This is a genomic window from Paenibacillus plantarum (assembly GCF_013141695.1).
In the GTDB taxonomy this organism is placed as follows: Bacteria; Bacillota; Bacilli; order Paenibacillales; family NBRC-103111; genus Paenibacillus_E; species Paenibacillus_E plantarum.
Map to the genome: position 1 here is coordinate 44,698 of NZ_WHNY01000091.1, position 20,322 is coordinate 65,019.

The following is a 20,322-nucleotide window of genomic DNA, read 5'->3' on the forward strand; positions in this document are numbered from 1 at the left end:
GGCGAGCTTCTTTATTGCTTTAATTCCCAAAATATGGATTGCCATACACATAAGGAGAGGTTGGCGAATTCTGCGTCTCCATCGATTTGGCTACAATGGTTAGTACGTTTTTACCATCGATCTTACGTTGTTCAAGTGTCCCAAGAACGACTGCAAACCTATCATTTTTCCATTGCTCCGGGTTATCTGCTTCTACCAGAATAGCCATCGGCACAGAATCTGCAACACAGCACCGCATAGCGAATCTTCCCAAGGCAAATTGCTTGTCGTTCATGATGTCGAGGCGGTAAACATACCCTTGAATTTGAACCTTTTTGCCAATAAATTCGTTCTGATACAAATCCAGTGATGTCAATGATTCAATGTATAGATCCTCCGAAATCGTTATGACAGGCTCCTTGTACATATTCGAGGCCAACTTGGCATACGGCAGTGTGTAATCATTAGATTGAAAAACGGGGTCGGTCTCATCTTGCATCGTAAGATTCGTTACTGCCGGTGTACCTACATCGCCGCCCTTGGATAGGATCAGTGAGCTTGAAGGCGATAAATTGAGTCCTTTTTTTTCAGCCATTTGACTTCCTAGTACGGCCGTAGGAAAAGTAAAGGCCAGAACTAGCGGAATGAGCAAAGCACCGTACGCAACAACTATACTTGGTTTCCATTGATGATGGCTGTGTGAGGAGCATGAACATTCCATTGCTGTAATTCTTCTTTTAGAAATAACATCATTAACTGCTAAATAAAGCTGATGCATGGCTAATACATACATGCCGACGGCAAGGCATTTCACCCACAGTTCCATTCTTGGAGCCACATAATAGACCAGTGTATCCGATCGAAATGCATGTACAATAAAGAATACAAATGCCAGCAAAACAATGGCGCGAATCAAACGATGAGAAAACGTGGACCATCGCGTCATACTTTACCCATCCTCCCTTCTTATAAGTATGTAGCTAACTTATCGAATGCGATCGACCCTATTAGAACGACAACAGCTGTAATGCCCATCACGGTGAATACCGTTTTCGCACGGAATACTTTTAACAGCATCAATGTGCTTTTAATATCCAACATGGCGCCAAACACGAGAAAAGCCAGAAGCGCACCTAAGCTAAAATCAGGACTGAACGTAACGGCCACAAACGAATCTGCCGTTGAACAAATTGAAAGTATATAGGAAAGCCCCATCATAAACACATGCGGAGCCCAGTCCCCGTCACTTAAGGCAAGAAGCCATTTCCTGCTTACAACGGTTTGCAATAAGGCCGTAATGGTAGCACCTAATACTAAAAACTTGCCTACATCAAACATTTCAATAGCAGCATGCTCAAGCGTTTCATGAAACTTGTTTGTCCATGCAGGTTTCGGCGCTTTGGAAGAAGTGAGTTTATTCCTAACTCCTTGACTTCCTCTAGCCTCATGAACATGACTGATATGTACCGGATTGCGAAGCGCAGAATCCCCTAATCTCCAAGCTGCCCAAAGCCCAATGATGGACGCTATGACAAATGCCAACAACAAACGGAAGATGGGCATTTCCGGGTGCGACCGAAACGCGACAAAGGTTGAGGTAAACACAACCGGATTAATGATCGGCCCTGCCAACATAAAGACTAAACCGATATAAGGCGGCATTCCTTTGCGAATTAACCGGTGCACAACAGGAATAATGCCGCATTCACATAGCGGGAAAATGATTCCCAACAAACAACCAAAAAGGATTCCAGGAATTGTTTTTTTGGGAATCCATCGCTGTAACGTCTGATCACTGACCAACGTTTGCAATAAAGCAGAAATGATGACACCTAGCAAAATAAAAGGAAAGGACTCCAGTAAAATTCCAATTACCATGGCGCGAAAATCGCTTAGAAAACCCATCGCGTCTCTCCCCTCAAAAACAAATTAATACCAATTGATTACAATTAATAATCATTGATTACCGTGTATTTCCCCTTAAGTTTATATGTTGAATGTTAAGTATGCATCAACGCGTTGTTAAGTAATTATGAATGATAGAGCCTTCACCTCCGAACAAAATAAACCTGAGGCTCTGCCTCAGGTCCTTAGTAATTACCCAATCTGATGTGTATAGGGAGGGTTGTCCATGTTTCAAGGTAAACAGGCGAGCCTATTCTTCCCAAACCTAAAGAGTATCGCGAAAAGATGATGGTTGAATTATCTAACGGACATGACAGCCTCTAATAGCTAAAAATGAGGCCGTTTTGATTTTTAATGGACACCAGAGGCGTTATTGACTGTTTTGTGAGCCAACATGCGTGGCAAGGGACTAAATAACCGCCGTGGCGTCCGTTAGCATTTGGACTCCCTGCTTTTCTTATTAAATAACGGCCCTCCTGTCCGTAACTCAGAATAAATGAAAGCTAACCTTGCATCACAACTGGTTCCCCCCTCATATGCTCTTATCCCAACAGCAACGGTTAACATAGGTGAAGTCTTCCTGCTACCCATTTTTTAGAAAGGGGGGCGGCTTTCACAACACCCCTAACGTGATTCTCGTAAACCCCAAACATATAAATTCTTATCTTTTAAGAAAAGGCGCCATGCGCCGCCATTTTGATATTTGTACGCTAGCGTGCGATGACCGACCGGGATACGTTCCTTGCGCACAATATTTGTGCGCTAGCGTGCGATGACCGACAAGGATAATTCTCTTACGCACAATATTTGTGCGCTAGCGTGCGATGACCGACAAGGATACGTTCCTTGCGCATAATATTTGTGCGCTAGCGTGCGATGACCGACAGGGATACTTCTCTTGCGCACAATATTTGTGCGCTAGCGTGCGATGACCGACAGGGATACTTCTCTTGCGCACAATATTTGTGCGCTAGCGTGCGATGACTGACAGGGATACGTTCCTTGCGCACAATATTTGTGCGCTAGCGTGCGATGACTGACAGGGATACTTCTCTTGCGCACAATATTTGTGCGCTAGCGTGCGATGACCGACGGGATACTTCTCTTGCGCACAATATTTGTGCGCTAGCGTGCGACGACCGACGGGATACTTCTCTTGCGCACAATATTTGAGCGCTAACGTGCGATGACCGACCGGGATACTTCTCTTGCGCACAATATTTGTGCGCTAGCGTGCGATGACAGACAGGGATACTTCTCTTGCGCACAATATTTGTGCGCTAACGTGCGATGACCGACAGGGATACGTTCCTTGCGCACAATATTTGTGCGCTAGCGTGCGATGACCGACAGGGATACTTCTCTTGCGCACAATATTTGTGCGCTAGCGTGCGATGACCGACAGGGATACTTTCCTTGCGCACAATATTTGTGCGCTAGCGTGCGATGAGCGACCGGGATACTTTCCTTGCGCATGTACTCGAGAAGTACGTCCCTTTGGTATACGGCAGCCACGTTGGCGCTCCGCTCTCGTGCAGGGATGCGGTCAGCCGTGCCGTGGACCCACCACTAGAGTAACTGTAGTTTGTACAGCTAATTTCACGTCTAATTCGCGTTTCCTTGATTTAGATGGAAATTATCCATCTAATTTCAAGATTTCAAGAGAATACGGAGGAAATCCGATGATTTAACTACATGAATTCCATTTAATGGATATATGAGGAATTATTTATGACAATTAACTGTGTATTTTCCATTTAGAAGGGTGGGAAAGCCGAAATCAGATAAAGTGAAGTGAAATTATACCTGAAATAAGGGGAACGCTTCGCTTACCTTACACCCAAAACATTAAGTTCTTATCCGTGAACAAATACCCCTCGATAAAACTTTATCGAGAGGTATTGGATACAAGCCCAGGCAACAATTACGTAGCCGCGACCCATGTCACGTCTTTTTTCAATAAATACTCTTCCCATTCCTTCGGTGCTGGGACGTCGCTGACGATAATATCAACATCTTTCAAATCCGCTATTTTATAAAATTGGACAAGCCCGAATTTGGAATGGTCTGTGACGATGATCGTGTGCTTGGACCGTTCCATCATTTTTTTGGCTAATTGACCACGTTCTTCATCAAAGCCTGTAATGCCTTTGTTCATCATGATGCCATCAATCGAGATGAAGGCTTTATCTGCATAGAAATTCTCTAACATTTTTTCGGCTAATGATCCTGATACACGGGATTGTACGGAGCTCACTTTACCGCCGATAAAGAAAATATCGCCTGAGAATAACTCTTTATTTTTATAATCAATAAGAAGATAGAGCGCAGGGACAGAATTGGTCAGTACGGTAATATTTTTCTTATTCAATAAATAATCAATCATAGGAAGCGCCGTTGTGCCATCATCGATGAAAATAACATCATTATCCTCAACTAACGTGGCTGCCGCTCTACCGATTTTCCGTTTCTCTTCTGCGTACAGCACTTCGCGCTTTAATTGAGAAGGTTCTTCACGTGAAAGGTTGATTTTCACCGCACCGCCATATACCCGCTTTAGCTTGTTCTCTTCCTCCAGCTCCTCCAAATATCGACGAATCGACTCCGAAGACACACCAAGACTCTCGACCAATTCATTTGTCTTTACTTTACCTTCCAGATTCAGTTGGTTGAGGATAAAATCTTTCCGCTCTTCACCTATCAATGACATGTCATGCAACCCCCCAATTTAATTTCTGCATTTTAGTGTAATTATATGGTTTTACTTGTGAGTTTGCCAAGCTGCCGTTCTTCTCTTCACTTTCTTAAGCAAAATCTCATACGCAAAGCGGATAATGATATTCGTCATCACAATTAGCATAGACATCGCAGCTGCTGCCGCAACATCACCCGCATCTTCCATGCTCACTAACGCTACCGCGGCCAAATTCATATCAGCAGAACGTAGGAACACAACGGCTGAAACGGTCACCATCGAGTTTACGAAGAAGTACATGGCAATTTCCACAATAGCTGGTAAGCACATCGGTACCGTAACCTTCAGGAACGTTTTGTAAAAGGGGACCCGCATCGATTCGGAAACGAGTTCGAATTCTTTATCCAGCTTCTTGAGCGCTGTCGTTGCCGTAATGAACGGGACGCCGTAGAAATGAGTGATATTAGCCATCACGATAATCGCAATTGTTCCATATAGCCAATTCAGCGGATTGGCGGGGTCATTGAAAAAGAAGATATAAGCTAAACCAATAACCATACCAGGGAGCGCCAAAGGCAGAACAGACAAGAAATAGCCCACTTGACGCAAACCTTTCAAATACCTTGTTTTCTCAATCAAATAAGCAAAAACGAACGTAACAATGGTACCCACAATCGCTGTAAGAAACGATACCTTCAAGCTATTCCAGAAGGGGTCCAGACCTGAGCCTGCAACGGTTGAAAAATCATAATGCTTCAGACTGAAGCTGATATTGTAAGGCCACACCTTAATCAGTGAAGCAAATAAAATCGTACACAGCGGGATCAGGATGGCAATCGTCATCATCCAACAAAACACACGATACGACCGGTCACGCCATTTCCCCTCCGGAATTTGATAAGGTGTTGATTTGGAAGAGGTCATTGAGCGTTGCTTTCGATCCACGAATCGATCAACTGCAAATGCGATAAATGCCGGAATTGTTAGTAGAATACCTACCGTTGCCCCCATTGACAAGTTCTGTTGACCGATAACCTGCTTGTAAATATCAGTAGCCAGTACGTTAAATTTGCCGCCAATCGCTTGCGGTGCGCCGAAATCGGTAAAGCATGCTGTGAAACAAACGAAAATGGCACTGATCAATCCGTATTTAACGGAAGGCAAAGTGACGGTCATAAAGGATTTCAGTTTACTCGCACCAAGCGTCTCCGCTGCCTCATATAACCGCTGATCCGTGATCGATAACGCCGTGATAAAAATGAGAAAGGCTTGAGGAAATAAGTAAATCACTTCCGAGATTACGATCCCTATAGGTCCGTAGATCGGTATTCGCATCTCTGGCAGCAAGCCGAAGAAACCAGTACTTACAAGACCTTGATTTCCGAACAAGTAAGTCAAAGCAATCCCATGCATCATGGTTGGTTCAAAAAGCGGTAACAACGCTATGTAGTGAAGAAAGCTTTTGCCGCGTATAGCAGTCCGGCTGATCCCATACGCATACAGGAATGCGAGACCGACAGCGATGGTTGTAGATAAAACCGATACCCAAATCGTATTCACTAATGATTGTGCCAAAGCTGGCGTAGAGAAATAGGTAATGAAATTCTTGATACCTATGAATTCCGCTTCTTTATTGAGAAATGCTTTGCTAAACAATAAGAGAAGTGGGATTAGCGTACTTATGGAAAGGGTAATAACGAGCACAACGATCAGTAGGTTTTGTAACGTAAACAGCTCGCTCCAGTTGCGACGATGTGTGGGTTTCATGATGACAGCTTGCTTCTGCATTACAGACTCACCACAGCTTCCTTGCCAAAATTAATCAGTTTCTCCTGAGGAAACTCGATCGTTACCTTAACATGTCTCTTCAGCTTTAACTGCTGTGCGACATGTGCAGATACGTCAACTGTCAACAGCTGTCCCTCTTCTGCACCACTAAAGTCTACAACTGGTTGTAAGAGTAATCGATAAAAAGCACCTCTAAACTCAATATGCTTCACGATTGCCGGAATACCCTGCATCGAACCATAAGCAGCGATACGAATATGCTCCGGCCTTACAGCCATATTCATCTGGTCTTCACCCAGAAAGTTAATCGAACCGATAAAATCAGCGACGAACGGTGAGCTCGGTTCGTCATATACTTGTTCTGGCGACCCGATTTGCATCACTTCTGCATTCTTCATAACGACGATGCGATCCGCCATCGTGAGGGCTTCTTCCTGATCGTGGGTCACCATAACCGTCGTAATCCCAAGCTTATCTTGCAGTTCGCATATTTGCTCACGAAGCTTCACACGCACCTTCGCATCCAAAGCAGATAAGGGCTCATCCAGAAGCAGGAAGTCTGGCGATAGCACAATCGCACGCGCGAGAGCAATCCGCTGTTGCTGCCCCCCTGACAGCTGGGAGGGATAGCGATCGTGAATGTGAGTCAAATCTACGAGGGACAGCACTTCTCTGACCTTCTCGTCGATTTCTTTCTTCGAGAAACGCCTTCCTTGCAGTCCATAAGCGACATTCTGATAAGCCGTCAGATTTGGAAACAGCGCATAGGATTGAAACACCATGCCGAAGTTTCTTTTTGCAGGAGGAAGCGTCGTAATATCTTTCCCCCCAACGGTGATACGGCCGTGTGTAGGTTTCTCGAGACCTGCGATAATACGCAGGAGTGTTGTCTTACCGCAGCCGCTAGGGCCGAGCAGGCAAATGAATTCATTCTTTTGAATATCAATATTAATCTCCTTCAACGCCGTGAAAGAGCCGAAAGTTTTATGGATACTTTGTATGGATAGGTAAGCTTGTGACATCATTGCCCTCCTCATTTCTGGTTAGTTTAAGTATACTTTGCTAGTGTCAACGCTTTGTTAAAGGATTGTACATATTGTGTAATTTGTTGGTTTATCTTGGTTTTCAACTCATTTCACACCTTAAAACCAATTAAAGCCTTAACATAAGCCCCTCCATATAAAAATAAAACAGCTGGCTGCAAAGCTTGATTCGCAGTCAGCCGTTTTATTCATTTAAACACTATTTTTTAGGCTCACTCTTAGCATTAAATCGCTTATCCCATTCAGCCAGAACACTATCACGGTTTTTCGCCGCATCATTCAAATCATTTTTAATCAATTGTTTCACTGGATCAACGGAATAACCTTCAGGAATTTTGGTGGAATCGGTTTTGATCGCCAGAATGGCGTAGTTTTTGTTGTATTCTTTCATCACGTCATCTGTAATTGCCCAATCAAGGAAATCTTTAGCTACTTGCTTAATCGTTTTCTTTTTCATCAGTGCATTCGCTTCTACATCCCAACCGGAACCTTCTTTCGGGAATACGACTTCAACAGGGGATCCGGCTTTCTTCTCTTGAATACCACGGTACCCGAATGAGATACCGATTGGATATTCGCCTGTACCTGCCGATTTAGCGGGTTTGGAACCTGAGAGTGAGTACATCGCAATATTCTCATTCAGCTTATTTAAGTAATCCCACGCCTGATCTTTGCCTTTCAGTTGCAGCAAACCGGATATCGTCAGGAAGCCAGTGCCTGAAGCGGAAGGATTCGGCATCGTGATGAGGCCTTTGTATTCTGGTTTAATTAAATCTTCGTACGATTGTGGAATCGCAAGCTTGCGTTTTTCCATTTCCACTTTATTTACGATAAAAGCCGTTTCCCATGCATCAATACCTACCCAGTGCGTTACTGCATTTTTATCTTTGAAGTCGGGAAGGATCCGGTCCACACCTTTGGGTGAGTAAGGCTCCAACATCGTGTTCTGATCAAGCACTAACAAGCTTGTTGCTGCAAGTCCCCATACGACATCTGCTTGTGGACTATCCTTCTCTGCGAGTAGTTTGGCTGTTACAATACCAGTGGAATCACGAACAATATTGATTTTCACATCCGGATATTTAGCTTTAAAGGTTGTCAGGTAAGTTTTGATTTGATCATCTTCTAGAGCTGTATACACCGTTAAATCCTTGCTTGTTGTGTCAATTGCACTTGCAGCGTTTGCACTAGACGCTGGACTTGCCGAAGCACCTGTAGTCGTTGTGCTGCTTGTCGTTTTGCCACCACATGCTGTTAAAAGGAATACAACGCTCATTACAGCTGCTACACTTACTAATGATTTTTTCATCGATTCAAGTTCCTCTCCCTTTGGCTTTCTATTAACCGGATGTGTTCATCCTGATACCTTAACTATAAAGCAGCTTTGTAAAATCAGTGTTAAATACACATTAAGATATTGTTTTTAATTTTATTTAGTTGTTTTTATGTTGTTTTCCAAAATAATTGATTTTCTACACCTTGAAGCAGACGGTGAATATCTTCTAAATGAACGTCCCCGATATTACCAATTCGGAATGTAGGGGCTGCTGTTATTTTGCCTGGATAGATAACGAAACCCTCTTCCTTCATACGCGCATAAAACTCATCAAAAGAAAACACAGTAGAATCCGGGAACAAAAATGACGTAATGATTGGCGATTGCCATTCTTTTGGCAGCAATGTTTGGAAGCCAAGCTTTTGCATACCTTCTACCAACGTTTGCTGATTACGTGTGAATCGTTCGAATCTGGCCATGACGCCGCCTTCTTCTTCTAGCTCTTGCATTGCTTGATCAAAAGCTCGCACCGTATGTGTCGGAGATGTATAGCGCCATTTGCCATTGCCATGCTCCATCGTTTCCCATTGGTCATATAGGTCCAGTGAAAGCGAACGCGCAAGGCCTTTGCAGGTAAAGAGCGCTTCTTTTTTTGCAATAATAAATCCGAACCCTGGCACCCCTTGAATGCATTTGTTTGCGCTGCTGATTAGAAAATCGATGTCAAGATCGGCTACATCAACTGGCACGCCACCGAAACTGCTCATTGCATCGACAATGACGGTTTTACCGTATTTTTTGGAAACTTTCGCTACATCTTCAATCGGATTGATCATACCTGTGGTCGTTTCGACATGAACGACCGCTACATGCGTAATCGAAGCATCTACTTTTAAAACCTCTTCCAGTTGCTTTACATTGACTGGCTTTGTCTCGCCAGCATCCAGAACAATCGCATAAATCCCTAGTACTTCAGCCATTTGTGCAATGCGTTTGCCATATGCGCCATTCGTAAGGACAAGCAATTTGCCAGTTGGCGGGATGACGGATCCAATAACGGATTCCACACAGAACGTACCGCTGCCTTGCATAAGTACTGTGGTGTAAGCCGACGGATCGGTAGTCGCCATTTGCACCAGACGGCTGCGAATCGATTGGACAAGTTGGTTATATTCTTGATCCCACGTACACCAGTCACGCAGCATCGCTGCCTTTACTTTTTTACTCGTGGATAACGGGCCAGGGGTTAATAGTAGGTATGGATTATCTGGAAGCTGATTCACATTGACATTTAGGTTTTGTTTCATATTCATGGACGCTCTCCTCTTTCTATACGTTGATTGATTTGATCAATAATCATATCCAATTCACCGATCGATTCGATGATATAATGTGCACCATTTGCAAGGAATTTGGATTTCACTAGCTCCATCCGCTCAAGAAGAACGTCAGGCTCACAACAGCCCACTTCCTCTTCGCTCATGCCGAGTTCACTGCTGCCTTTCACGACACCAACTGTCCATACACCGGCATTTACGCCTTCCTGAACATCGCTCGTGGTATCTCCGACTTTTAACAAGTTGTGCATCGGATACACATTCAAAGCCATCGCGTTCTGGTAGATCATCCACGGGTAAGGTCGTCCCGCAGGCACCTCGTTCGGTGTGACCAAATGATCAGGTGCATAACCAAGCTTCGCGGCCTCCTTCGTCACAATCGCCATCATCTCGGCTGTGTAGCCTGTAGTAGAACCAAGACGAATGCCGCGCTCACGAAGCCGCTTGGTGAGATCGATGGCACCCGGAATCGGCTCTGCATATTGATGGACGATGGAGAGCAGCATGGGCTCGAAATCGGCATACAGCTCATCGATATCCTTCTCTTGTGGAAGCCTTCCATAGCGCTCCTGCCATAGGCCGATTACACGCTCTGTTTGTAAAATTGCGCGAATATGATCGCGTTTCAATAGGCCCATCGGCGCTCTAGCCTCTTCGATGGTTATGGCGATTTCTCGCCTGCGGAATACCTCCATAAACACATTCAACGGTGCGAAACACCCGTAATCGACCATCGTTCCTGCCCAGTCAAAAATAACAGCTTGTATCATGTATATGCCTCCCTATTGGATCGATTTTGAGTTTTCAACTTTTGCCAAGCTTGCTTCTAACATATCGAAGGCTTCATGCAACTGCTCCGCTGTGATAATCAACGGTGGCGATAACGTAAGCACATTGCCTTTGGATACTTTGAAATTAAGTCCTTGCTCCAAGCAGTCATACATGACTTGCTCAGCTTGACGAACGGCAGGTTCCTTCGTCACTCTGTCTGTCACTAACTCCACCGCAATCAGTAAGCCGATTTGCCGAATATCACCAATAAGCGAATAGGTCTCCATCATCGCTTGCAAGCGCAGCTTCGCGAGGTTCGCCATCTCATTCGCATGTGCCAGCAAGTTATTCTCCTCGATGACTCGGATGGCTGCTAAACCTGCTGCCGCTCCAACGGGCGACTTTTCGTGCGTATAATGACCAATCGACATTTCCTGCGCTTTGTTCAATTCTTCCTTCACAAGCAAAGCAGCCATCGGGAACACACCGCCGCCCAAACCTTTTCCAAGAACCATCATATCGGGCTCAATGCCGTAATGTTGATAGGCAAACATGGTTCCCGTACGCCCAAGTCCTGTCGCTGTTTCATCTACAATGAGTAAGGCTCCGTACTTATCACAGAGCTCACGAAGTCTGCGATAATAGGAGATCGGCGGAATTTGCACATCCGTATTACGAATCGTCTCCACAACGACCGCCCCGATCTCGCCATCCTGCTCCAGCACATATTCGATAGGCTTCAAACAAAGGGAATGCCCCTCATCTTGACAACCAAACACACAGCGATAGGAGTTAAAAGGAATCACATGCTCCGCGCCAGGAAGTAAAGGTCCAAGCCCTCTGCGGAATGCTCCCTCACCACCAACAGATATAGCATCGAGGGAAGCACCGTGAAAAGCGCCCCACATGGAAAGCGTCTTGTACTTCCCAGTGACAGCCCGCGCCAGCTTCAGAGCCATCCCAATCGCCGACGTCGCCCCCGGTGCAAAAAGCACACGGCTCAAAGATCCATTCGTTAATTCAACTAATTTATTGGCCAGATCAATAGCAGGAATATTGGTGTATCTTCTGGTGCAGAAAGAGAGTTGATCCAACTGCTGTTTGACGGCTGCAATAACTTCCGGATGGCCGAAGCCAAGCTGATGCACATTGTTGCCATGGAAATCCATGATTCTTCTTCCCTGAGCATCCTCTACGTAAATCCCTTCACAAGCAGATAAGACGTTTAGGCAAGGTGAAGACAATGTTTGGTGTAAAAAGACATCCTCATCCTCTTGAAGAATGGATCGCACTGCATCATCCACCTGATCGCCCCACCAAGCTTGGCGAGCATCCGTCAAATTGATATCGCCCTCGGTCTTCATATAGGCTTTATTCTCGTACATCGTAGTCACCTCAGGTTGGATTTGGTTGTTCTTGTTTCTTATGATACAGGGCATTTGTCATCTGAAGGTTAAATACATGTAAAATTTATGTTTTTGTGTTGTTTTATTTTGTTTTAGTTTGTTTTCGAAATAAAAAAAGGCTCCTATTGGATTTCTCCAATAATGAGCCTTCTTTTCGCTATGATATGTCAGAGGAGGCACCTGGTTTATCCGCCAGAGGCAAAACTTTGACTTGGCCATCTCGAAGCCATGTTAGTAATCACGTTTACCGCAATATTAAGATTTGTTTAATTTTGTTGTTTCTTGTTGTATATTGTTTATTTAATCTAAAAATCAATTGATAAAGCACCATTAATAAGGTAATATCAAATTTAATCTCACTAGTAAGTTGTTTGTTGTTGCAGTAAAGTTCCGAAACAAGGAGGATTTCACATCTATGTATAAGAAACAAGCTCTAATTTTCGACTTAGATAACACCTTATTATGGGATGAGAGGAGCATTAACGAGGCGTTTCAAGCAACATGTCAACAAGCGGCGCGTCATTTCGCCGTAGATGCTGGGAAACTTGAACATGCCGTCCGTGAATCGGCAAGTCAGCTATTTAAAACCTTGGAATTATATGATTGGTTACATATGATTGAGGTGACCGATCTAGAAGCATTATGGGGAGAATTTCATCAAAACGAACATCCGAATTTCCGCAGAATGCAAGAGTTATCCCCCCAATACAGACGTGACGTATGGAGTCAAGGACTGAAAGTGCTGGGAGTCGATAATCCATCAATAGCTAGCCAACTGGCTCAGCAATTCACGGAGGAAAGAAGGAATCGTCCTTATGTTTACGACGACACCTTCAAAGTACTTGAGGAATTACGCAAAGAATATAAACTATTGCTAATGACCAATGGAGCACCTGATATCCAGCAAGAAAAAATAGATAGTATTCCGGAACTTGCGGATTATTTTGATCATATCGTGATTTCTGGCACCTACGGCGTTGGCAAACCGAATCCTGCCATTTATCGCCATGCGCTGGATCTGCTTAGTCTCTCTCCGAGTGAAACGGTCATGATTGGAGATACGCTTATAACCGATATACTAGGGGCGCAATCCGCCGGTATCACTAACATTTGGATTAACCGCCATCTTGTTCCCCCAACACTTACCATTCGGCCAACCTTTGAGGTTCAGAGTCTAAGCGAAATTCCACAGCTTTTACTTTCGATTCAACAATCACAACAAGATATTGTTTAAGTGGATTGATGATCACAACCTAAAGTTCTTGTATATCTTGCCGATATTGCATCCGATACTCACTAGGACTTTTTCCATATTTGGCGCGAAATGCACGGCAGAAATAAGGATAGCTGCGGAAGCCGGATGCTTCGGCAGCGTCCTCAAGCCGCATGTCACTGTACCGGACTCGGTCACTGGCAATGGCTAGACGCACCTCGACAGCATAACGCATTGGCGGCAAGCCAAAAGCCTCTTTGAACACATGGGAGGCGGTAGACGCGCTGACACTGTTGCGCGCGGCAAGTTCATCCAGCGTGAGCGGTTCTGTCGCATGTTTTTCAATATATCGCTTAAGCCTAGAAGCAATATAGTGTTCCTTTCGGCCTCCCGCGGACAATGCATTGGCGATGGACCGTTCCAGTGTCAAACAAAGCAGCTTGGCGCAACAAGCGGTGATTTCTTCATTGTTCTCATGTACATTTCGCTTCTCATAAATTAACCTCCGCCACAGACTAAGCAAATCTTCATTAACCTCGATGTGTGCGTCATCGGGTAATGTCTGACTGGCGAGCCAATGGTCGACCCATCCTCCCCCACATACCACATAGTAATCCGTACTATCGACAAGAGTTTGTCCATCCATCCCGCTCTCTTCGCCAATGAACAGCTGATAGGTGCCGTCTGGTTTCGAGATAATCAAATCGCCGGGATGAATGTGATGCGGATTGCCATCCAGATCAACACGACAAGTACCCTTCACTTGCAACCTCATCAGCACACCGTCCTGTCGACGCTCCAATTGATTGCGGTGCGGTGCTAGATGATGGGAATAACCCACATGTATATATCGAAATCCGTAATTTTCCATAGTCGCCCCCTTCTCTTTTACCCTAAATAAAATGCAAGATAAGTCAAACCTCACAAGATCGGATATTCCACCAGTGTAATGGTCTTTTTATAATTAAACTAAAGAATTCAAGCCAACTTTCTGGCTATTCTTTACGAAATAAGTCAATTACAACGAAATGAATACTAGGAGGATCTTAGAGTTATGAGCACGACATATCGGATTGGCATCGCTGGAGCAGGCGGTATTTTCAAAGAGTCGCATTTGAAGGCCTGGCAGGAAAATCAAGAGTGCGAGATCGTCGCCATCTGCGACGTCAATGAAGCACGTGCACACGAAATGGCTGAGCTTTCTGGTGCAAACCTCGTTTACACCGATTATAAGCAAATGATCGCTGAGGCAAATTTGGATGTAATTGATATTTGTACGCCGAACCTATATCACTCGGAAATTGCGATTGCGGCGTTACAAGCGGGAATCCACGTCATCTGCGAGAAGCCGGATGCGGTCTCTCCCGTCGAAGCGCAGAAGATGGCTGATGCAGCAGCCCAAAGCGGCAAACTGCTCATGACGATTCGCAATAATCGCTTCCATCCGAATGCCCAATTCCTACAGCTGTTTGCCAAAGAAGGCGGACTCGGTGAGATCTATACCGGACGCTGCGGTTGGATACGTCGTAGGGGCATCCCCGGCAAAGGTGGTTGGTTTACGACGAAGGAATTGTCCGGCGGCGGACCTTTAATTGATTTAGGTGTTCATTTTATCGATATTGCGGTGTGGGTCATGGGCAATCCAAAGCCTATCGCAGTGAGCGGAGCTACTTACCGTAAATTTGCTGACAACGATGTATCGGACTCGAAGCATAGCAACTTCGGGGAGAAACAGTCCGATGGCACATTTGATGTGGAGGATTTGGCTATAGGTTTCATCCGCTTTGACAACGGCGCTACACTGCAAATCGAGTTCAGCTGGGCTTCCAATATTGAAGAAGAGACGTATTTTGTCGAGCTTCGCGGGACGAAAGCAGGCGCAACTTACCGAAATTACGAGTTAGGTCTATTCTCAGAAATGAACGGCCAATTAGTGGATACCAAATCCTCACGTAACCAAGGGAAACCGGTTAAGATGCATCATGCCAATATCAATCACTTTATCGATTGCTTGGCTAGTCGAGCAGAGCCAATTATTCGGCCGGAACATGGCGTGGAAATGATCCAAATCTTGTCCGCGATTTATGAATCGGCGGAGACAGGCCGAGAGGTTCGCCTCTAGGAACTGAAATAAAACGGCGGAACGCATCCTCTGCGTTACCGCCGTTTTATTTTTAACTAATCATGGAGCTATACTCACCACAACATCATCAAAATAAGCTTTGAGCATATGCGTGTACACACCGATCTTCCCTGCTGAGAATGTGCTGTCTGTAGCAGAAAGAATTGGGTTCCCATTCACATAAGCCTGCAACGTGTTCCCTACTACTGTGAATCGAAGCGTATGGTAGGTACCTGCGGCAAGCGGTGTGATTGCAGCTGAAATGGCTAAGTCGGTAATACTACCGTTTTGCAACTTACTAAGATAAACTTTCTTCGTAAAGTTATCATACGTCATCGTGTAATAGTTGTTATAGTCGATGAATCTTGCTACTAACCCCATTCTGCCGCTCGCTGTCTCCATTTTCCCCTTCGCTTCTACGCTATAGTTAGTCCATGTTGATGTGCCTGCAACTGACTTCGTTCCTCCTTTATCCGCATTATCAGATAAGTAAGCTTTCGAGCCATACACGTCTGACACCACGGAGAAATTCCCCCAAGAAGATACGACCGACCAACCACTCGCGTTACCGGACTCGAAATTATTGGTCAGCAGCGTGTTATTCGTTGTGACGATGGCTTCACTGCTTGCTTCCGACTGATTGTTCGCCGCATCCAACGCTCTAACCGTATAATGATACGTCGTAGCCAGGTTCAATCCCGTATCTTTGTACGTACTCACCACACCATTGACGGTACCTATTAATTGCTGGTCACGATAAATAGCATAGCTAGTTACCCCTGTATCATCGGATGATTGGGCCCATGACAACGCAACTTCCGATGATGATAACGCAGCAGCCGTCAATCCAGATGGTGAGGTAGGTGGCGTCACGTCAGGATTCGGAAAGAGATTCACAGCGATGTCGTCAAAATAACCTTTCGACAGATGCGTATATACCCCGATCTTCCCAGCTGCAAAAGCACTATCCGTGGCCATGGCAAGCAGTTGCCCATTCACATAAGCCTGCAATGTGTTCCCTATCACGGTGAATCCCAACGTATGGTAAGTGCCAGCGGCAAGCGGTGTGATCGCAGCTGAAACGGCTAAGTCCGTAATATTACCGTTTTGCACCTTACTAATGTAAACTTTCTGGGTATAGCTTTCATAAGTCATACTATAATAGTTGTTATAGTCAACGAATCTAGCTACAAGTCCAATTCTGCCTTTTGTCTGATCCATTTTAGCCTTGGCTTCTATACGATAGTCGGTCCACGATGATTGCCCTGCAACAGACTTCGTAGCCCCTTTGTCCGTATTGTCGGACAGATAGGCTTTGGTACTGCCATCCGTTACCACAGCGAACGTTCCCCAGGAAGATACGACAGACCACCCATTCGCGCTTCCAGACTCAAAATTATCTTCCAGCAGCGAGCTTTTTGTCGTCGCTATGGCATTACTACTTACATTAGAATGATTATTCGCTGGGTCAAATGCTTTCATTGTGTACGCGTAGGTAGTACCAAGACTTAACCCCGTATCCACATAACTCGTGCTCATCCCATTGACGGACGCAATTTCTTGCCCATCCCGATAAATGATGTAACCGGCCACACGATCATTATCTGTAGACGGGGTCCAAGATAGTGATACTTCATATGAAGAGAGTGGGGTCGCCATCACATTGGAAGGTACAGATGGTGCTGTTACATCCCTGTACGCAACGAGGAAATTATCATAAGACACCGGCCCCATAACCCGCTTTAAGACTTCTAGTAATTTTGTTATAAAAGTGCCGTTTGAACTTGAGATCCCTTCATTAATAGCTCCCTTAATCCCGCTCCCTAGCGCTGCTATCCATTGTTGACTAGCCGTACCAAGAGGGAATCCTGCGGGCAGCACGAGATCTTTGGTTAGTATACCTGCGGAACCATTTGCAATCGTACTATCTGTTGCTGTAACGACTAATTGGCCATTGATATAGCCATTCAAATTATTCCCCGCAACTTCAAACCTTAGGTTGTTCATGACATCTAGCGGCATTGTCAATCCAGCGGTTGATTGGAGAACGATCGTTTGATCATTGTTCTGTCTCTCGATGGATGCCTTGCCAAGAAGCGCATCGTAAGTGAAGCTATAATACTTGCCTGGATTCACGTATCTCGCAAGGAGTCCTACCGTGTCCTTAAAACTTGTCAGGCGAACATCAGATTCAACGAAATAGTCCGATCCATAGGTTTGTTCAACAACAGAAGTCGATTGTTTGGTCGTCCGATACACATGATTGCCATTGCTCTCTGTGTGAATTCCGAAATTCCCTTTGACCGCTGTCCATTCCGCTGCACCTGACTCAAAATCCGTAGAATAAAGTGGATCATATACGAGCTCAAAGGCTAATCCTTTATCCGTATTCAGCGATACAGATAGCACTTGACCGTTCACGGTCACAGGTATTTCCTGAAGACGCGCACCGTTCAGAGCAAGTTTATACGCTTTAAATCCACCAGCAGGTTTATTCGTTGTTAACGTGAACTTAGCCCGTTGCTGCTTCACCAGTGTAGGCAGTGTACCTTTGTAGTATTTTATGTCGCCAGAAGGCAGCAAAACATATTGTTCCCCTGTAGCTGCTACATCCGTTGTATAGACAAGCAGCATACTGTCGCTGTTTTGGAGAGAATTCCCATCTAACGATGATGCAAAAAAGGTCCCTTTGTCGACATCGCCTGTCACTGTCGCTTGCCCTAGTGCGAACGTATGATTATTCATCGTTCCTGCTGCCGCAATGACTTTCGGTGTGTTCACGAAGTAGGTGTCGAGATTGAGATCAAACGTAAGCTCCCCGGTGTCTGACAGCAGCTTATTCTGATTCAAGGCAACTAACATTTCGGTCTTCTTATTCGTATCGTCCAAGGAGTTAATGAACAATTCGGCCATCTGTCTGTTCGTCATAGAAGATGAAATAGGCAGCCTGTTGGCTTCTGGCAGATTGCCGCTAGCAATCTGATCTGGTGTTAGGTCTGAAGTAATTTTGTACACAGAAAACGGAACATTGGGTTTATCTGCATACACAGAAACGGTCTTGAACAAATGCGGAATGTACATCATATTCGTCAGATAAGCATCGCCTTCTGAGGCTGCCGCCTTATCGCGCGACCATGTGCGATCCCATACGAACACGAATTTCGGACTTGCAGTTTGAATGGCCCCATTTCGGAATAAGAGTACCGCTTCAGCCTCCGACATAATAGCAAGCGGATCGCCTACGATAGAGAACTCTTCAGGAGCACCTAACTTCATATTTTTATAAGCATCCCCTATATTGACGCCGAAGGAGTATCGGTTCATCATGTCCCAGCCTTGGTAAGCCCCGACTGCGCCATTGAAGATACCGATATCTTCACGCCCTTTGACGGGTTGTGTATCCTGAAACTCCGTAAGCACAAATGGTTTGGCATATGGCTGCCTTAATGATAGGGCTGGATAGTAAGATCCAAAATTCGTATCCGTCGGCCAATCCTTCGGATAATTGGCAATTGTAGTGCTATTGAACGCCATACTTAGACGAGGCTCCTTGAGCGGATTGTACTGATATCCACTCCCATTACTGTCCGTAAATCTATTGTTTGAAAATTGGTAATAGGCATGTGTTTCATACACATCCGACGCTTGATCGCGCCAATAGTTCACATTCGGGCTATAAATGTAATTTAATCCGCCAATAGGCGCTTTAACGCCAAGATCCTCTTTCAAATAAGTCCTCATCGCATTTGAGACATGAATGGTTTTATTGGAATAATACGCACTAAGCTGATCCTTCATGTCCCCTGCTGCATCCCAGTAATTGCCTGGGAAACTTAAGATGTCTGGCTTACCGATCGATTCCAGATACTGGTTGAAATCCTGCAGCATATAGTCGCGCAAAGGCACCTTCATGCCGCTAAGATTCATATTCAGAAGCAAGGATTCATTCCACGGGCTAACACCGATTAGAACGGGATCATGTTTCAAAGGGAGACCCGTATAGGGGTTAACATGGGACAGCCATTTGTCTGCAATCGCTTTCCACATGTCGAGCGCTTGGGGGAGGAGGGGAAGCAAATAAGGTGATTTCGTCCCATCTGCGTATTCGCCAAGCCCCGGTATATTTTTGAAATCATACAGGTGAAAAATGTCAATTGTTACGTAAATCCCCTTAGACTTCAACTTTGCAATAAAGTACTCTAATCGATCCAATCGATCTGCATTTAGTTGTGGCGTTGTTGATCCATTTTGGATGAAAATGCCTTGTGCCCAATCGGCCATTGCATCCTGTGCATGTATTCTAACCACGTTATAGCCTAAACGTGCCAGGCGATTCGCAGTTTGATCCGCATCATCATTCGAGCCGTAGAACATATTCCATGTTATATTGGCTCCGTATAACTTCACCTTTTTTTGCGGTGCTTGCTCAAACGTATAGTCGCCGTCAATGCCTTGTTGGATGAAACCATATTTACCTGCTGGCGCATCATTCAATCCAGATAAATCCACGGCGCTGCCAGGAACCGTCATCGGCTCTGTATCCATAGGCTTCCATACATCAGCTGCCTGAGCTGTCAGTGAATGACCTAAGATACCGCCACTGCCAATAACAGAGAGTACCATGGTAAAAATAAGCAAAACGGTTATTCGTCTACGGATCGATTTGTACGTCATTATTTAGCTCCTTTAATAGAGATTACAGTCGATCCCTCCATGTATCCAATGGCACAGTACTAGACTTAGGGCGTCTGTGCATTATATTTGAGTTGTTTCCCTTATCCCCCCCT

Annotated in this window: 13 protein-coding genes; 2 read left to right on the top strand and 11 right to left on the bottom strand. The window is 45.1% G+C overall.

The window, feature by feature from the left end:
* Positions 1 to 19: 19 nt before the first annotated feature.
* The 9 genes from GC096_RS36000 to pbfA all read right to left on the bottom strand — a co-directional run bounded on the left by GC096_RS36000 (position 20) and on the right by pbfA (position 12,179).
* On the bottom strand, positions 20 to 925 hold the full coding sequence (locus tag GC096_RS36000; RefSeq protein ID WP_171637692.1) for a TIGR03943 family putative permease subunit: 906 nt from the start codon (positions 923 to 925) through the stop codon (positions 20 to 22).
* Between the two features lie 20 nt (positions 926 to 945).
* The gene (locus GC096_RS36005) at positions 946 to 1,884 is read right to left on the bottom strand and encodes a permease (protein ID WP_171637694.1); all 939 of its coding nucleotides are present in this window, start codon (positions 1,882 to 1,884) and stop codon (positions 946 to 948) included.
* 1,924 nt (positions 1,885 to 3,808) lie between these two features.
* On the bottom strand, positions 3,809 to 4,594 hold the full coding sequence (locus tag GC096_RS36010) for a DeoR/GlpR family DNA-binding transcription regulator (protein WP_171637696.1): 786 nt from the start codon (positions 4,592 to 4,594) through the stop codon (positions 3,809 to 3,811).
* A 51-nt stretch (positions 4,595 to 4,645) separates the two neighbouring features.
* Positions 4,646 to 6,346, bottom strand: coding sequence for a putative 2-aminoethylphosphonate ABC transporter permease subunit (locus GC096_RS36015; protein ID WP_246303239.1), 1,701 nt, complete (start codon positions 6,344 to 6,346; stop codon positions 4,646 to 4,648).
* Between the two features lie 20 nt (positions 6,347 to 6,366).
* Entirely contained in the window at positions 6,367 to 7,389 is a 1,023-nt protein-coding gene (locus GC096_RS36020) for an ATP-binding cassette domain-containing protein (RefSeq protein ID WP_171637707.1), read from the bottom strand.
* Between the two features lie 220 nt (positions 7,390 to 7,609).
* Entirely contained in the window at positions 7,610 to 8,719 is a 1,110-nt protein-coding gene (locus GC096_RS36025; RefSeq protein ID WP_171637709.1) for a putative 2-aminoethylphosphonate ABC transporter substrate-binding protein, read from the bottom strand.
* A 134-nt stretch (positions 8,720 to 8,853) separates the two neighbouring features.
* Entirely contained in the window at positions 8,854 to 9,993 is a 1,140-nt protein-coding gene (gene phnW / locus GC096_RS36030) for a 2-aminoethylphosphonate--pyruvate transaminase (RefSeq protein WP_171637759.1), read from the bottom strand.
* A gap of 2 nt (positions 9,994 to 9,995) precedes the next feature.
* Positions 9,996 to 10,793: a phosphonoacetaldehyde hydrolase gene (gene phnX / locus GC096_RS36035; protein WP_171637711.1), complete on the bottom strand. Its 798-nt coding sequence runs from the start codon at positions 10,791 to 10,793 to the stop codon at positions 9,996 to 9,998.
* A 12-nt stretch (positions 10,794 to 10,805) separates the two neighbouring features.
* Positions 10,806 to 12,179, bottom strand: a complete 1,374-nt coding sequence (gene pbfA / locus GC096_RS36040; protein ID WP_171637713.1) for a (R)-1-hydroxy-2-aminoethylphosphonate ammonia-lyase — start codon at positions 12,177 to 12,179, stop codon at positions 10,806 to 10,808.
* Positions 12,180 to 12,615: 436 nt separating this feature from the next.
* Between pbfA and GC096_RS36045 the strand changes: the two genes are divergently transcribed.
* The gene (locus tag GC096_RS36045) at positions 12,616 to 13,434 is read left to right on the top strand and encodes an HAD family hydrolase (RefSeq protein WP_171637715.1); all 819 of its coding nucleotides are present in this window, start codon (positions 12,616 to 12,618) and stop codon (positions 13,432 to 13,434) included.
* Between the two features lie 19 nt (positions 13,435 to 13,453).
* Here the strand turns inward: GC096_RS36045 and GC096_RS36050 are convergent, their stop codons facing one another.
* Positions 13,454 to 14,284 (bottom strand): AraC family transcriptional regulator, encoded by an 831-nt coding sequence (locus GC096_RS36050; RefSeq protein ID WP_171637718.1) that lies wholly within the window; start codon positions 14,282 to 14,284, stop codon positions 13,454 to 13,456.
* Between the two features lie 183 nt (positions 14,285 to 14,467).
* On the opposite strand from GC096_RS36050, the gene GC096_RS36055 reads away from it, so the two are divergent.
* On the top strand, positions 14,468 to 15,535 hold the full coding sequence (locus GC096_RS36055) for a Gfo/Idh/MocA family protein (RefSeq protein WP_171637720.1): 1,068 nt from the start codon (positions 14,468 to 14,470) through the stop codon (positions 15,533 to 15,535).
* A 60-nt stretch (positions 15,536 to 15,595) separates the two neighbouring features.
* On the opposite strand, the gene GC096_RS36060 is transcribed toward GC096_RS36055, so the two are convergent.
* Positions 15,596 to 20,209 carry a 3-keto-alpha-glucoside-1,2-lyase-like domain-containing protein gene (locus tag GC096_RS36060; RefSeq protein ID WP_171637722.1) on the bottom strand — a complete coding sequence of 1,538 codons (4,614 nt, stop codon included), beginning with the start codon at positions 20,207 to 20,209 and terminating at the stop codon, positions 15,596 to 15,598.
* Positions 20,210 to 20,322 lie beyond the last annotated feature (113 nt).

Coding starts and splice junctions, on each gene's coding strand:
- GC096_RS36015 (WP_246303239.1), bottom strand. CDS start 6,346: ATGAAACCCACACATCGTCGCAACTGGAGCGAGCTGTTTACGTTACAA.
- GC096_RS36055 (WP_171637720.1), top strand. CDS start 14,468: ATGAGCACGACATATCGGATTGGCATCGCTGGAGCAGGCGGTATTTTC.
- GC096_RS36010 (WP_171637696.1), bottom strand. CDS start 4,594: ATGTCATTGATAGGTGAAGAGCGGAAAGATTTTATCCTCAACCAACTG.
- pbfA (WP_171637713.1), bottom strand. CDS start 12,179: ATGTACGAGAATAAAGCCTATATGAAGACCGAGGGCGATATCAATTTG.
- GC096_RS36050 (WP_171637718.1), bottom strand. CDS start 14,284: ATGGAAAATTACGGATTTCGATATATACATGTGGGTTATTCCCATCAT.
- GC096_RS36060 (WP_171637722.1), bottom strand. CDS start 20,209: ATGACGTACAAATCGATCCGTAGACGAATAACCGTTTTGCTTATTTTT.
- GC096_RS36025 (WP_171637709.1), bottom strand. CDS start 8,719: ATGAAAAAATCATTAGTAAGTGTAGCAGCTGTAATGAGCGTTGTATTC.
- GC096_RS36020 (WP_171637707.1), bottom strand. CDS start 7,389: ATGTCACAAGCTTACCTATCCATACAAAGTATCCATAAAACTTTCGGC.
- GC096_RS36000 (WP_171637692.1), bottom strand. CDS start 925: ATGACGCGATGGTCCACGTTTTCTCATCGTTTGATTCGCGCCATTGTT.
- GC096_RS36045 (WP_171637715.1), top strand. CDS start 12,616: ATGTATAAGAAACAAGCTCTAATTTTCGACTTAGATAACACCTTATTA.
- GC096_RS36005 (WP_171637694.1), bottom strand. CDS start 1,884: ATGGGTTTTCTAAGCGATTTTCGCGCCATGGTAATTGGAATTTTACTG.
- phnX (WP_171637711.1), bottom strand. CDS start 10,793: ATGATACAAGCTGTTATTTTTGACTGGGCAGGAACGATGGTCGATTAC.
- phnW (WP_171637759.1), bottom strand. CDS start 9,993: ATGAAACAAAACCTAAATGTCAATGTGAATCAGCTTCCAGATAATCCA.